General features: G+C 68.6%; 14 protein-coding genes. 2 read left to right on the forward strand and 12 right to left on the reverse strand.

Going from position 1 to position 14,361, the window contains the following annotated elements; genetic code table 11:
* Positions 1-2: 2 nt before the first annotated feature.
* The 5 genes from DO944_RS05265 to DO944_RS05285 are packed head-to-tail and all read right to left on the reverse strand — an operon-like array spanning position 3 to position 4,780.
* Complete coding sequence (locus DO944_RS05265; RefSeq protein WP_205289213.1) at positions 3-704, reverse strand: ABC transporter ATP-binding protein; 702 nt, start codon at positions 702-704, stop codon at positions 3-5.
* The gene (locus tag DO944_RS05270) at positions 694-1,428 is read right to left on the reverse strand and encodes an ABC transporter ATP-binding protein (protein ID WP_112615403.1); all 735 of its coding nucleotides are present in this window, start codon (positions 1,426-1,428) and stop codon (positions 694-696) included. Before DO944_RS05270 ends, DO944_RS05265 begins: the two co-directional genes overlap by 11 nt.
* Positions 1,425-2,504 (reverse strand): branched-chain amino acid ABC transporter permease, encoded by a 1,080-nt coding sequence (locus tag DO944_RS05275; protein WP_112615405.1) that lies wholly within the window; start codon positions 2,502-2,504, stop codon positions 1,425-1,427. Before DO944_RS05275 ends, DO944_RS05270 begins: the two co-directional genes overlap by 4 nt.
* Positions 2,501-3,511, reverse strand: a complete 1,011-nt coding sequence (locus DO944_RS05280; protein ID WP_220118273.1) for a branched-chain amino acid ABC transporter permease — start codon at positions 3,509-3,511, stop codon at positions 2,501-2,503. Before DO944_RS05280 ends, DO944_RS05275 begins: the two co-directional genes overlap by 4 nt.
* Positions 3,512-3,529: 18 nt before the next feature.
* Positions 3,530-4,780: an ABC transporter substrate-binding protein gene (locus DO944_RS05285; RefSeq protein ID WP_220118275.1), complete on the reverse strand. Its 1,251-nt coding sequence runs from the start codon at positions 4,778-4,780 to the stop codon at positions 3,530-3,532.
* Between the two features lie 242 nt (positions 4,781-5,022).
* Here DO944_RS05285 and DO944_RS05290 point away from each other — a divergent pair, with 242 nt between their 5' ends.
* On the forward strand, positions 5,023-5,781 hold the full coding sequence (locus tag DO944_RS05290; protein ID WP_181574154.1) for an IclR family transcriptional regulator: 759 nt from the start codon (positions 5,023-5,025) through the stop codon (positions 5,779-5,781).
* A gap of 69 nt (positions 5,782-5,850) precedes the next feature.
* Here the strand turns inward: DO944_RS05290 and DO944_RS05295 are convergent, their stop codons facing one another.
* The 7 genes from DO944_RS05295 to DO944_RS05325 all read right to left on the reverse strand — a co-directional run bounded on the left by DO944_RS05295 (position 5,851) and on the right by DO944_RS05325 (position 13,206).
* Positions 5,851-6,579 carry an SDR family oxidoreductase gene (locus DO944_RS05295; protein ID WP_112615411.1) on the reverse strand — a complete coding sequence of 243 codons (729 nt, stop codon included), beginning with the start codon at positions 6,577-6,579 and terminating at the stop codon, positions 5,851-5,853.
* Entirely contained in the window at positions 6,576-7,370 is a 795-nt protein-coding gene (locus DO944_RS05300; RefSeq protein WP_112615413.1) for an SDR family NAD(P)-dependent oxidoreductase, read from the reverse strand. The genes DO944_RS05295 and DO944_RS05300 overlap by 4 nt, the downstream gene beginning before the upstream one ends.
* 27 nt (positions 7,371-7,397) lie before the next feature.
* Positions 7,398-8,021 (reverse strand): hypothetical protein, encoded by a 624-nt coding sequence (locus DO944_RS05305; RefSeq protein WP_112615415.1) that lies wholly within the window; start codon positions 8,019-8,021, stop codon positions 7,398-7,400.
* On the reverse strand, positions 8,018-8,941 hold the full coding sequence (locus DO944_RS05310; RefSeq protein ID WP_112615417.1) for a carbohydrate ABC transporter permease: 924 nt from the start codon (positions 8,939-8,941) through the stop codon (positions 8,018-8,020). Before DO944_RS05310 ends, DO944_RS05305 begins: the two co-directional genes overlap by 4 nt.
* Complete coding sequence (locus tag DO944_RS05315) at positions 8,938-9,879, reverse strand: carbohydrate ABC transporter permease (protein WP_112615419.1); 942 nt, start codon at positions 9,877-9,879, stop codon at positions 8,938-8,940. The genes DO944_RS05310 and DO944_RS05315 overlap by 4 nt, the downstream gene beginning before the upstream one ends.
* 61 nt (positions 9,880-9,940) lie before the next feature.
* Positions 9,941-11,251, reverse strand: coding sequence for an ABC transporter substrate-binding protein (locus DO944_RS05320; protein WP_112615421.1), 1,311 nt, complete (start codon positions 11,249-11,251; stop codon positions 9,941-9,943).
* A gap of 95 nt (positions 11,252-11,346) precedes the next feature.
* Positions 11,347-13,206, reverse strand: coding sequence for a sugar-binding domain-containing protein (locus DO944_RS05325; RefSeq protein WP_309300097.1), 1,860 nt, complete (start codon positions 13,204-13,206; stop codon positions 11,347-11,349).
* 158 nt (positions 13,207-13,364) lie between these two features.
* On the opposite strand from DO944_RS05325, the gene DO944_RS05330 reads away from it, so the two are divergent.
* Positions 13,365-14,357: a LacI family DNA-binding transcriptional regulator gene (locus DO944_RS05330; RefSeq protein WP_112615423.1), complete on the forward strand. Its 993-nt coding sequence runs from the start codon at positions 13,365-13,367 to the stop codon at positions 14,355-14,357.
* Positions 14,358-14,361 lie beyond the last annotated feature (4 nt).

A 14,361-nucleotide genomic window follows, 5' to 3' on the forward strand; every position in this document is an offset into this window, starting at 1 on the left:
GGTCAGTGGCCCAGATAGGCGGCCTGGACGCGTGCGTCCGAGGCGAGCACCGAGGCGGTGCCGTCGAGCGCGACGCTGCCCGACTCGAGCACGTAGGCGCGGTCGGCGAGCTGCAGCACCTGGTGGGCGTTCTGCTCGACGATCAGCACGCCCACGCCGCGGTCGCGGATGGCGTTGACGGCGTGGAAGACGTCCCAGGTGAGCTTCGGTGAGAGCCCGGTCGAGGGTTCGTCGAGCATGAGCAGGCGCGGCGCTCCCATGAGAGCGCGGGCGATGGCGAGCATCTGCTGCTGACCGCCCGACATCGTCTCGGCCAGCTGCTGACGGCGCTCGCGCAGGATCGGGAACAGATCGAGGATCTCATCCTCCGAGAACCCGGTGCGCCCCTTCTTGCCCCAAGCCCCCATGCGCAGGTTGTCCTCGACGGTGAGCGAGCCGAAGAGCGCGCGGTGCTCGGGCACGAGCATCAGGCCGCGCTGTGCGACCAGGTGGCTGCGTCCGTAGCCGACGGCACCGCCGTCGAACCGGACCGACCCGCCGTGCTGCTTCACCTCGCCCGCGATGGTCTTCAGCGTCGTCGACTTGCCGGCGCCGTTCGCCCCGACGATCGCGACGACCTCTCCGGCGTCGACCGAGAGCGAGATCCCGTGAAGGATCTCCAGTCCGTGGTAACCCGCACGCAGGTCGTCGATCTCAAGCAGCATCGCCGTACTCCTTACCGAGGTAGGCCTCGATGACTCGAGGATCTTGCAGGACGTCGTCGACCGAGCCCCGCGCGATGACGGCTCCCTGGTCCATCATCACGACGCGGTCGCTGAGGCGGCGGACGGCCGTCATGATGTGCTCGATGAAGAGCATCGTCACGCCCTCCTCGCGCCGCAGCTCGTCGAGCAGGTCGAGCACCGGGGTCCGCTCCGACGGCACGAGACCGGCGAGGACCTCGTCGAGCAGCAGCACCCGCGGGCGCATCGCGAGGGCGCGGGTGAGTTCGAGCCGCTTCTGCACGGCCGTCGGCAGCGAGCCGGACTCGGCGTCCGCCCAGGCCCACAGGCCGGTGCGATCGAGGAGCGTGGCCGCCTCGTCGCGCGCCGCGCGCTCGGGACGGACACCGCGGCTCTGCACGGCGATCGTGACGTTCTCGAGAGTGGTCATCGTGTGGAAGGGCCGCATCAGCTGGAACGTCCGGACGAGACCGGAACGCGCGAGCGTGTGCATCCTCGCGCCGGTGATGTCGCGTCCGTCGAGGGTGACTCGACCCGAGTCGGGTGGGAAGGCGCCCGTCACGCAGTTGAAGAGCGTCGTCTTGCCGGCACCGTTCGCGCCGATGATCCCGACGATCTCGCCTTCGTCGACGGAGATGTCGACGTCGCGCAGCGCGTGGAGCCCGCGGAACGACTTGTTGACGCCCTGAATCTCGAGAAGAGTCACTTCTTCTTCACCACCCAGTTCTTGACGGTGCCGTACACGCCCTTGGGGAGGAGCAGGACGCAGGCGATGAGGATGACGGCGTAGATGAGGATGTCGAGACCGCCGTGCCCCTGAAGGAACGACAGCGCCTCCGGAGGATGACGGAGGAACGCGGCGACGGCATCCGAGAGCGGCGCCATGACGACCGCTCCGATGACGGGGCCCCAGATGGTCGCGACCCCGCCGACGACGGCCGTGATAATGGCGTTGTTCGAGACGTGGGCGCCGAACGCCAGCTCGGGATCGATGAACATGTAGTACTGCAGGTAGAGCGTGCCGGCCGCGGCCGTGATCGCGGCGGAGAGGGCCACCGTGGTCAGCTTGTACCGCAGCACGTTGACGCCGATGGCTGCCGCCGCCAGGTCGTCGTCACGCGATGCCAGGGTGAAACGACCCGCGCGGCGACGCAGGAACTCGATGACGACGACGAGTGCCAGCACGACCATGCCCACGCCGATCCACCAGTAGTTCGGCGAGCCGACGGGGAACTGGAACATCGCCCAGTCATCGCCGCGCAGCACGGGGACGGTGAAGCCGACCGTGCGGTTGAGCGCGTCGTTGCCGACGACGAACAGCCGGAGCATCTCGGCGAAGGCGAACGTCGACAGCGCGTAGTAGGCACCGGTCAGCTTGTAGCGCAGGGCGAGGAAGCTGATGCCCACGGCTGCTGCTGCTGCCAGGGCCATCCCGGCGATCAGCCCGATCCACGGGCTCACGCCGAAGTCGACCAGCAGCACGGCCGTGACGTACGAGCCGATGCCGAAGTAGGCGGCGTGACCGAAGCTGAACATTCCGCCGAAGCCGCTCATCAGGTTCCAGCCGATCCCCATGAGGGCGAAGATCAGCACGCGCATGGCGACGGCGAGCTCCGCGGCGGGAAGGACGAAGGGCAGGGCGACCCCGACGACCGCCAGCACCCCGAGGGCGACGTAGTGACGGAAGGTCGTACGACGGTGCAGAGGGATACGCGGTGCGAGCAGGTGAGCACCCGTGGTGAAGTCGGGCGCCGTCGGGCGCGCGGGGGTGGCGACGGTCATGCGGTCCTCCCGAAGATTCCGCGGGGCTTGGCGAAGAGCACGATGAGGAAGACGACGAACACGGCCAGCAGCGGTGACTGGCCGGGCAGGATCAGCCCGCCCAGCTGCTCGGTGAGGCCGACGATCAGCCCCCCGACGAGCGCACCGGGGACGTTGCCCATGCCGCCGAGGACCACGACGACGAACGCCGTCAGGTTGAACACCGACCCGGCTGTCGGTTCGATCGTGGTGAAGGGAGCCACCAGCGTGCCGGCGGCTCCGGCTGCGGCGGCGCCGAGCGCGAAGGTGAGGATGTAGATCCCCTTGATGTCGATGCCCACCAGGCGGGCGCCCTCGGGGTTCGCGGCGACCGATCGGACCGCCGTGCCGACCGGGGTGCGCTGCAGGATGAGCCACAGGGCCGCGACGAGGACCAGCGCACCGGCGAAGGCGTAGATGCGGCTCAGGTCGACCGTCGCGCCGAGGATCGGAACACCGGTGTTGCCGGGCAGCTGGACCGAGAGCGGGTTGGGGCCGAACACGAGCAGCAGGATGTTCTCGATCGCCAGCGCCAGGCCGATCGTGATGAGAAGCTGCGTGTGGATGGGAGCGCGCATGATCGGGTTCAGCAGACCCGCCTGCGTCACCGCGCCGAGCAGGAACATCGTCGGGACGGTGATCAGCAGCGTCGCGTAGGGGTGCATCCCGGTGAGGTTCACCAGCACGTACGTCAGGTACATCGCCAGGGCGACCATGGCCCCGTTGGCGAAGTTGATGATGTGGAGCACCCCGTAGACGAGGGTGAGCCCCATGGCGATCAGGCTGTAGATGCCTCCCGTCAGCAGCCCCGTCACGAGCGCCTGGGCCAGCACGGTCGGGCTGCCCGAGATGACCCCCGCGGCGACGGCTGCGAGGGTGAGCACCCCGAGCGTCACGAGCAGGGCACGCGGCGAGGGACCGTTGTACCCGCGGGTGCGGACGGACTTCTCAGCGGCCGGGGCGGTGGGCGGAGATGCCTGGATCGTCATGAGACTCACTCCTCGCTGTCAGCGGACGGGGGCCGGGTAGACGAGCGGCTGCTGAGCCAGGGCCGCCGGGTAGACCTGCGTGACTGCGCCTCCGAGCACCTGCATCGTGACGACCGAGGCGTTGACGTTCTGTCCCGTCTCGTCGAACGAGACCGGCCCGTCGTTGACGACGTGCGGTTCGTAGGTCGTCGCGGCGATCGCGTCGCGGATGTCGGCCGGGTCGGCGCTCGCGGCCGCGTCGATCGCCTCGGCGATGAGCGTCACGGCGTCGTAGGTGAGCATCGCGCTCGTGCGCATCGGCTCGCCGAACTCTGCCTCGAACGCCTCGGCGACGGCGACCGCCTCGTCGTTGGTGGCGTCCCAGCGGTAGTTCGCGTCGAAGTAGTTCTCGCCCCCGTTCGGAGCATCGGCGGTGAACTGCACCTGGTCGTACCCGCCGTTGGCGACACCGAACACGGCGTCGAGATCGGGGGCGATGGAGCTGACGGCGCGAGCGATCGCGAGGCTGTCGTTGTAGTAGCCCGAGACGGCGAGCACGTCGGCGTCGGCGGCGGCCACCTGCTGCACCTGGGTCGACAGGTCGCTCGAGGAGGGATCGTAGCTGATCGCGGGGTCGACGGTGATGCCGTACTCCTCGGCCTTGGCCGCGAACGCCTCGTAGGCCGAAGCGCCGAAGTTGCCCTGCTCGTACAAGTAGCCGACCTTGGTCACCGGGGTGCCCGCGGCCTCGGCGATCTCGGAGAGATAGGTGGCGCTCTGCTCGCCCATCATGCTCGCGGAGGGCTGGATGCGGAACGAGTTGGTGTATCCCTGCTCCAGGATCGAGTCGAGCGCCGAGACGTCCATGACGAACGGCACGCCGTTGCGCTCGGCCACCGAGGCGATGTTCGCGCTCGTCGCGCTCTGGTACGACCCGACGAGCGCTGCGGCGCCCTCCTGGATGAGGCGCGTCGCCTCGCTCTGTCCGGTCTCCGGCTCGCCGCGGGTGTCGGCTGCCTTGAGGACGAGCTTCGCGCCGCCGAGGGATTCGATGCCGCCGGCGTCGTTGATCGCGTCGACGGCCATCTGTGCGGCGTTGCTCATCTGCTGACCGTCGACCGCGTTCGATCCGCTGAGCGGGTGGAGGGCTCCGATGACGATCTCCTCGGGTGCCTCGCCCGAGGATGCTGCCTGGCTTGCTCCGACGGCGGATCCGGCGCAGGCCGCGAGCGTGACGCTGCCGACGGCGAGAGCGGTCACGGCGAGCGTGAAGCGACTCGTGGTTTTCAACTCGACTCCTTGGAGGGTGGTGTTCCGTCTGATGGAGCTGTTTCGGTGACCGGAACGTTCGGGTGAGTCCCTGACTGGGATGTATGCGACCGTATGCCCCGGATATACGGCGCCAGTTGCCCGCGTGTATCCGGAATGTTTCGTCTCGCCCGAATCGGGCATCTAGCGTTCCGTTCAGTGAAACGTGGCCGTACGCTTCTGCGCAGAGCGTGCCGGACGCTCACACGCGAGGAGAGTGCGCCATGGTCGATAACGCCCCGTCGACGACATCCCGGGTCGCCGAGGTGCTGCTGTCGTTCACCGACGCGACTGCGCCACTCGGGGTCTCGCAGATCGCGAGGTCATGCGACCTGAGCAAGGCTGTGGTGCACCGCATCCTGCAGTCGCTCGTCGCGGCGGGACTCGTCGACTACCTGCCCGACACCCGCCGCTACTGCCTCGGCCCGGCCGCGGTCGCTCTCGGCCAGACGGCGGCCGCCGGCAACCGGCTCTACGCGGCGGGGATGCCGGCGATCTCGCACCTGGCCAACCAGACCGGCGAGACCACGACCCTGACAGCCCGCCGCGGTCACGGGCGTCATTACATCGGGCTCGTCGAGAGCATCAACCCGATCCGCATCACCGTGCGCATGAAGGATGACGTCCCGCTGTGGTCGGGAGCGAGCGGGATCAGCATCCTGGCGTTCATGGACCCCGTCGACATCGACTACGTCCTGAGCCAGGAGCGGCGCGCGTACACCGACGCCACCGTGGTCGACGAGGCGATGCTCCGCGACCGCCTCGCCGAGACGCGCGAGCGCGGGTGGGCGCATACCGCGGGCGAGCGCGTGCGGATGTCGAGCAGCGTCGCGGCGCCCATCTTCGATCGCGACGGCAGCCCCGCGGGCTCGCTGTCGGTGGCCTACCTGGTCGACCGGCTCGGTGACACCCAGCACCACGACCTCGCGCAGCTCGTCCTCGCCGCCGCCCGCGACGCGACGGCGCGGTTGCAGGGGGTCTGACACCCCTCGAGGTTGCGCATCCGCACGGTCCGGAGCCCCCACACCGTGCAGATGCGCACCCTCGCCGGCTCAGGGCCGCACGACCGGGCTGATCACCAGCTCGTCGATGCGCACGTGCGGCGGCGCATCGAGGACGAAGCGCACCGCACGGCCGATGTCGGCGGGAGTCAGCATCCGCTCGCGCGCTTCGGCGTCCGGCACCTCGGGGCGCAGGCTCAGGAACTCCGTGTCGACGTCGCCCGGGCACAGGTGGCACACCCGGATGCCGGCGGCGGACTCCTGCGCGTTCAGGGTCTCGCAGACAGCCGCGAGCGCGCGCTTGCTAGCGCTGTACGCGACACCGGCGGCGGGCGAGAAGCGCCAGGCCGCGATCGACGACACCACGACCACACAGGCCGAGCCGGAGGCACGGAGCGCCGGCAAAGCTGCGTCGAGCACGTGGATGACCCCGTGGAGGTTCGTACCGATGACCTGGTCGACCTCGTCGACCGACTGCGTCGCCCACGTCCGCCGGGGCGAGTTCAGGCCCGCGGCAAGGACGAGCTCGTCGATACGCCCCCAGCGGCCGAGGAGTTCGTCGCGCGCCGCGCTCACCGCACCTGCGTCACGGGCGTCGAACGGCAGGACGATGGCCTCGCCGCCGGCGTCGGACACATCGCGCGCCGTCTGCGCGAGCACGTCCTGACGCCGTCCGCTGAGCGCGAGACGCCGGTCGGGGGCCAGGGCCAGCGCGGCCGCCCGGCCCATTCCGCTGCCGGCGCCGGTGACCCACGTGACGCGTGCCTCGGCCGCGGTCATTCTCGGCCGGCCATCTCGTACGCCCGCTGCGGGAACTGGGTCGCGAACTTGCCGCCGCTCACATCGAGCAACGTGCCCGTGACGTAGCGCGAGGCATCGCTCGCGAGGAAGCACACAGCGTCCGCCACTTCGCGCGGGTCACCCCACCGCCGAAGCGTGAGCGTGTCGAGCAGGCGACGCTGCTCATCGTGCGGCTTGTCGGCGAAGCCGTTCATGTCGGTGGGGATCATCCCCGGAGCGTACGCGTTCGCGGTGATCCCCCAGGGACCCAGTTCTCCCGCGAGTGTTCTGGTGAACTGGACGACAGCGGCCTTGGATGCCGCATAGGCCGCCCCGCCGACGCTGGGGATGATGGCCGCGAACGAGGCCGCGTTGACGATGCGGCCTCCACCCTGCCGCTTCATCGCGGGGATGACCGCCTGGCAGGTGCGGAAGGTGCCGGTGACGTTGACGTCGAAGACGCGATTCCAGGTCTCGGCATCGGCGTCCTCGATGAGCCTGTCGCCCAGGATGCCGGCGTTGTTGACAAGAACGTCGATGCGTCCGAACCGGCTCAGCGCGGCATCCACGGCCTGCTGCACCGAAGCGGACGAACGCACGTCGCACGCCAGCGAGGCGCCGTCGAGTTCCGCGTCGCGGCGTGCGTCGTCGGCCCAAGCCACCGCATCTTCGGCGATGTCCGTCGCGACGACGATGGCGCGCTCGCGCATGAACGTCTCGGCGATGGCGCGGCCGATGCCGCGGCCCGCGCCGGTGACGACGACGACCTTGCCGTCGAGATCCCACTGCATCGTGTTCTCCTCCGATCGGGGCCGCGCCTACGCGGCCCTCCTCGATGATGTCGCAGCGCGGCGGCGTTCGGCAGCGACGAGCGACACGACGACGAGCCCCGGCGCGATCACGATGAGCGGCGGCAGCATCCATACGACGGTCGCGCCCACCCCGAGGCCCACCAGCACCAGCGACGTTCCGATCGGATCGTCGATCACGACCGCGCGTCCCTCTCGCCAGAGGTCGATCCACCGTGCGCCCGGCGTCCAGAGCGCCGCGGTCCGCAGCATCGCGACGGCCACGACCACCGCCAGGCCGCCGCTGATGATCGCGAAGACCGCCCCGCCGGGAAGCACCCCCTGGGCCGCCCCGATCGCGTTCAGGACGAGGAGCGCGATGACCACGACGCTGGCCGTGCCGAACCACCAGCCCGAACGCACCGCCTGGAGCCCCCGGGTGGCGAGAAGACCGATCGAGTCGGGCTCGTCGTCGAGGTGAGCGCGGAAGTGCCGCACCCCCGCACCGAAGGCCGGAGCGAGCGTCACGAGCGGCAGCGAGAGGAGCGTCACCCCGATGCCGACCACGAACATCTCGCCGAACCCGGCGACGCCCGAGCCGCCGAAGACCGCGCGGCTCTCGGGCGATCCGTCTGCCTTGCGCGCCGAGGTCATCCCTTGAGCCCCTCCGTCGCGACGCCCGCCACCAGGTATCGCTGGAAGGCGAGGAAGAAGAGGACCACGGGCACCAGGGCGAGGATCGCCATGGCCATCTGCGCGCCGTAGTCGCTGGTCGACGTCTGATCGACGTAAAGGCGCAGAGCCAGCGGCATCGTGTACATGCCCGGATCCTTCAGGTACAGCAGCGGCCCGAAGAAGTCGTTCCACGACCAGATGAACGCGAAGATCGAGCTCGTGACGAGCGCGGGTCGCATGAGGGGCAGGATGACGGCGGTGAAGGTGCGCGCATGGCCGGCGCCGTCGATGCGGGCGGCCTCGTCGAGATCGCGGGGAAGACCGCGGATGAACTGGATCATGAGGAACACGAAGAAGGCGTCGGCCGCGAGGAACTTCCCCAGCAGCAGCGGCCAGTAGGTGTTGATCATGTCGAGCTGGTTGAACACGATGTACTGCGGAATGATCACGACGTGGAACGGCAGGAGCATCGTCGCGATCATGCACAGGAAGAAGACCTTGCTGCCGCGGAAACGGATGCGGGCGAACGCGTACGCCGTGACCGAGCACGAGAGCACGACCCCGACGACCGAGGCGACCGCGAGGATGAGGGAGTTCACGACGAACGTCCAGAACGAGACTCCCCCGATCCCGGCGAATGCCGTGGCGTAGTTGTCGAGCGAGAAGGTCTCCGGCACGAGACTCACCGAGCCGATGATCTCGTTGCCCGGCTTGAACGACGACATCACCATCCATGCCGCCGGGTAGAGGATGACGACGAGCACGGCGATCGCGAGCACGTGGAAGACGATTGCGCTCCCCCGCGTGCGCCAACCCCGCCCTCCCGCGTCGTCTCGACCGCGTCGCCGCGACGACGGGTCGGTCGTGATGAGCTCCGTCTGGGTGATCGTGTTGGTCATCGTTCGTCCCCCGCATAGTGAACCCACGCCCGCGATGTGCGGAACAGCATGAGCGTGACCAGGCCGACGGCGACCACCAGCACCCAGGCCATCGCCGAGGCGTAACCCATCTGGAAGTCTCGGAACCCGCGCAGATAGAGGTAGAGCGTGTAGAAAAGCGTCGAACCGGCGGGTCCGCCGCTGCCGTTGGAGATGATGTAGGCCGAGTTGAACACCTGAAAGGCGTGGATCGTCTCGAGCAGCAGGTTGAAGAACAGCACCGGCGACAGCATCGGGATCGTGATCGAGAGGAACCGTCGCACCGGACCCGCGCCGTCGACGGATGCCGCCTCGTACAGCTCCGGCGGCACCTGCTTCAGTCCCGCGAGGAAGATCACCATCGGTGCTCCGAACTGCCACACGGTCAACAGGATGAGCAGCGGCAGCGTTCGCGCCGGGTCTCCCACCCATCCGCCCTCCGAGGCCGGCGGCCCGCCGAAGAACGAGCCGATCTGCGCGACGATGCCGTTGTCGATGAACATCGCCTTCCACACGATCGCGATCGAGACGCTGCCACCGATCAGCGACGGCAGGTAGAACGCCGACCGGTAGAACCCCTGGCCCCGGCGTGGGGCGTTCAGCAGCAACGCCACCCCGAGCGCCGCAGCGAGCTTGAGCGGCGTGCCGACCAGCACGTAGATGCCGGTCACTTTCACCGCCTGCAGGAAGTTGGGGTCGGCGAACATGCGCGTGTAGTTGTCCACCCCGATGAACTCGGGATCGTTGAACAGGTTGTAGTCGGTGAACGACAGCACCAGCGAGGCGACCATCGGACCTGCGGTCAGGGCGAAGAACCCGATGAGCCACGGGCTCAGGAAGAGGTAGCCGGCACGCGTCTCCCGCCGGGTTCGCACGGTCGAGCGCGCACGAACCGGGACGACGGCTGCAGGAGCAGTCATGGGATGTTCCTTTCTCCTGCACTCCGGCGCCTCGGCCGTGCGGCAGGGTCGTGCAGAGCGGTCAGTAGCCCAGCACCAGGGAGATCTCGGAGAACAACTCCTGTGCGAACTGCTTCGTGGTCAGATCGCCGTACCGCAGCTGCTCGTGCAGCTCGCCCCATTTGGCCTCGATGGTGCCGTAGCCCGCGGGCAGGATCGGGTAGCTCGCCGTCAGCTCGTCGTCGATCGACGCGAGATAGTCGAGGTTGACGGTGTCGGCTGCGGTCTGATCGATCGCGTCGCGTCCGGCCTCCGTGGGCGGGGTGCCGAGCGAGGTGCCGAAGATCTTCGCGACCTCGGGCGAGGTGGTGAGGAAGTTCACGAAGGCGGCAGCGGCCTGCTGCTGGTCGGAGTTCTTCGCCACGCTCAGGAGCATGCTCGGCTTGGGTGCGAGCACGTGCTCGTCCTGGCCCTTCTCGAGCGGCGGCTGCACCATGCCGATGTTCTCGGTGCCGGCATCCGTCATGCCCTGCAGAACCGTCGTCGAGAAGTTGAACCAGATCGCCGTCTCACCGGCGAGGAAGCCCCCGCTGGGCGAAAGGGCGACGCTGCGCTCGACAGGGTAGAAGTCGCCGTCCTCGCGGAGATCGGCGGCACCGTCGAGGTACTCGATCACATCGTCTTCATCGAACGCGGGTGCACCGTTCTCCTCGAAGACCGGACTGCCGTCCTGCATGAGGTGGTAGATGAAGTTCGGAAGGCCGCCTGTGTAGTCCTCCGCCCCGTAGATCCGGGGTTCGGATGACGCCCCGGCCGCGTTGACCTCGAGGACGAAGTCGTTGAACTCGTCCCAGGTCATGTCGTCGGTCGGATAGTCGATACCGAACGAGTCGAGGATGTCCTTGTTGTACATCATCGACCAGGCGTTCGTGCCCAGCGGGACGCCGACGAGTTCGTCGTCGACGGTTCCGGATCCGAGCACCTGGTCGTTGACGCCGTCGAGCGGCAGCAGTGAGTCGCGGTAGGGCGAGAGATCGGCGAGCAGACCCTTGCTGGCGTACTCGCCGAGGTAGCCGGCATCCATCATCACCACGTCGGGAAGCGACTTGCCCGCTGCCTCGGTGTTGCGGGCGGTCCAGTAGTCGCCCCAGGCGTTGAAGTTCCGCACCACCTCGACGTTCGGGTACTGCTCGTTGAAGAGCGCCACGACCTCTTCGAAGCGAGCGGCGCGGTCTTCGTTTCCCCACCACGAGAAGCTGATCTTGGCCGATGTGTCCTCGTCGAACGTGATCTCCTCGGGAGCGGCATCGGATCCTCCGCCAGCGCCGCAACCCGCGAGCAGAAGTGCTGCGGCTCCGACGAGGGCGAGCGATGCGGGCAGTCTCTTCATCATGGTTTCTCCTCATTGAGCGGGCATGAGCCCGGGGTGTCGGTGTCGGTGTCGATGGCGGTGGCGGTGGCGGTGGCCGGCCGAGAACCGGCGGAGGTTCAGTCGGTGCCGGTTCCTCGGACGAAAGACCGGATGGTCTCGATGGGCAGCTTGGGTTCCCGGCCTTCGGTGAGCAGGCCGTTCCGCTCCTGCATGGTGTCGGTGAGCTGCGTCCAGCACCAGCCGGCGAGCCCGTCGGGTCGCCCGCGGAAGCCTCTCGTGCCCGACTGCACGGCCCGGAGGATCGCCTCGACCATCCGGGCGTACTCCTCTGCGCCGCCCGCTTCGGAGTAGCCCCACGAGTCGTCCGGGCTCGCGTCGACTGCCCACTTCACTCCGCCGAACTCGGTGAGCATGACCGGCTGTCCGCCGTCCGCCGTTCCGGGCAGACGCACGCGGCGACCGGCCGGGCCGATGCCGGAGACGAGCGTGCCCAGCTCGACCGCGTCGACGTCGTAGCGCCGGGCAAGTACGTCGCCGTCGGCCTCGTAGTCATGCAGGGTCCACAGGTCGGAGGTCCCGAGCTCCCATCCGTCATTGGAGATGACCGGCCTGGTGGGGTCGAGGGCTTTGGTCAGGTGGAACAACGCTTCCGCGAAGGCTCGCTGATCCGAGCGCGAGGCGATGTGCTGCACCCCCCAGCTCTCGTTGAGCGGCACCCACGTGATGATGCTGGGATGCGCCCGGTCGCGAAGCACGGCTTCCGTCCACTCCGCGGTCGTGCGCTGCACGGCTCGCTCGTCGAAGGTGTACGTCGCGGCCATCTCGCCCCACACCAGGAGCCCGAGCCGATCCGCCCAATACAGGAACCGGTCGTCCTCGACCTTCTGGTGCACGCGCACCGAGTTGAAGCCGAGTTCGGCGATCAATTCGGCCTCGCGTCGCAGCGCGTCGGGCGAGGGGGCCGCGAGGTGGGACTCGGGCCAGTACCCCTGGCTGAGAACCGACCGCAGCGTCACCGGCCGGTCGTTGAGCAGCAGCGCGCCGTCGCTCCATGAGACGCTGCGCAGACCGAGGTAGCTCGCAACGGCATCCGTTCGGCCATCGTCATCCGTCAGTTCGATCCAGGCGTCGAGCAGCGTGGGCCGGTCGGGGCTCCAGAGCAGACGTTCGTAGTTCTGACCGTTTCGCTGACCGTCCAGGGCGATCGTCAACGTCGCTCGCGTGCCGCTCGTCCGCATCGTCGCAGCGGCGAGCTCCCGCCCCTCGTGCGCGATCCGGATGCTCGCGCGTGCGCGGCCGGGCCGGCTCAGTCGGAGCTCGAGGGTCACCGTGCCGTCGGTGAGGTCGCTGGTCCAGTTGAGCGCGGTGATGTGCTGCGGCGCGATGGACTCGAGCCACACCGACTGCCAGATCCCCGTCGTGCGGTGGTACCAGATCGAGTGAGGCTGTTCCTCCCAGTCCTGCTTCCCCCGAGGCTGCGCGAGGTCGTGCGGGTCGTCCTCGGCGCGCACGACGATGACATGCTCGCGAGCTTCACCGTCGAGCGCGTCGGTGATGTCGACGGCGAAGGGGGTGTGGCCGCCCTCGTGACTGCCGACCATCTGCCCGTCCACCCAGACGGTGGCCCGGTAGTCGACGGCACCGAAGCGCACGATCGCGCGCTTCTCCGACCCATGTCCGGCGGCGGCGAGATCTGCGTCGGTCAGCGTCCGGCGGTACCAGACGATCGGGTGGAACCCCGTCTCGCCGATGCCCGAGGCCGGCGACTCCGGCGGGAACGGCACGAGGATGCTGCCGCCCAGCTCGCGACCGTCGAACCACCGCGCGGCGACACCGCGATCGTCGTCGTCGTAGGCGAACCCCCATTCGCCGTCGAGGAGAAGGAACGAGTCCCGCACGAGCTGCGGGCGCGGCCGCGCCGGTTCCAGCGCGCTCGCACGCATCGCGTCGGGCTCTCGACCGGCATCCTGCTCCACTGCAATGGCTCCCTCTGTCGGCTTCGATGCCGACCTCGTCGTCTGTCCCGCCCGCGGGCGAACATGGAAACCGCTTTCCGTTCCACGTTGAACTACACGATAGTTCCACGCTGAACTAGAGTCAACATCGAACCCGAGACCCGCTCGACAGGAGCCCCATGACCCGCGTCACACTCGCCGACGTCGCCGCCCGCGTCGGCGTGAGCGCGAAATCCGTCTCCAACGTCGTGAACGGGACGGGATGGGTCGGAGACGAGATGCGGCGACGCATCCTCGAGGCGATCGATGAGCTGGGGTACCGGCCCAATCTCGCTGCGCGACAGCTGCGCAACGGTCGCAGCGGACTGATCGCGCTCGTGCTCCCCGACCTGCGCGAGCCCTACTTCGCCGAATTCGCCTCGCAGTTCGTCACCAGCGCGCAGACCCGCGCGCTGACCGTTCTCATTGCGCAGACGGGCGGCGCCCGTCCCGCGGAACTGGCGATGATGGCCGGCGAGGGCTTCCCCGCGCTCGACGGGATCGTGATGAGCCCGCTCGCCCTTACTCTCGACGACGTACGGGACCGGCCGAACGGCCCGCCGCTCGTGCTGATCGGCGAGCAGGCCGAAGAGCTCCTCACTCCGTCCGTGCACCACGTCGGGATCGACAACATCTCAGCGGCTGCGGCCGCCACCACGCATCTCATCCAGCAGGGTCGTCGGCGCATCGCTGCGGTGGGGGTTCAGGAATCCGGGCCTACCGCCACCTCGCGACTGCGGTTCGACGGATACCGGCGAGCGCTAGCCGCGGCCGGGATCGCCGACGACCCCGCGCTCTACGCCTCGGTCGACCAGTTCAACCGCGCCGAAGGATCGACCGCCGTCGCGCGTCTGATCGCGAGCGGAACCGACTTCGATGCCCTGTTCTGCTTCAGCGACAGCCTCGCCCTCGGCGCGCTGTACACCCTCGGCACGCACGGCATCTCCGTGCCGGACCACGTGCAGGTCATGGGCTTCGACGACATCGAAGAGGGACGCTTCCACATCCCCGCGTTCTCGACCGTCGACCACGGTGTCGAGAAGGCGGCGGCGTCGATCCTCGACATCCTGAGCGACGCGACGAGGCAGACCGGCGTGCACCACCAGGTGCCGTACCGCCTCATCACCCGCTGATCCC

Origin of the sequence: Microbacterium sp. SMR1, from assembly GCF_003289625.1 — a bacterium.
Lineage (GTDB): Bacteria > Actinomycetota > Actinomycetes > Actinomycetales > Microbacteriaceae > Microbacterium > Microbacterium plantarum.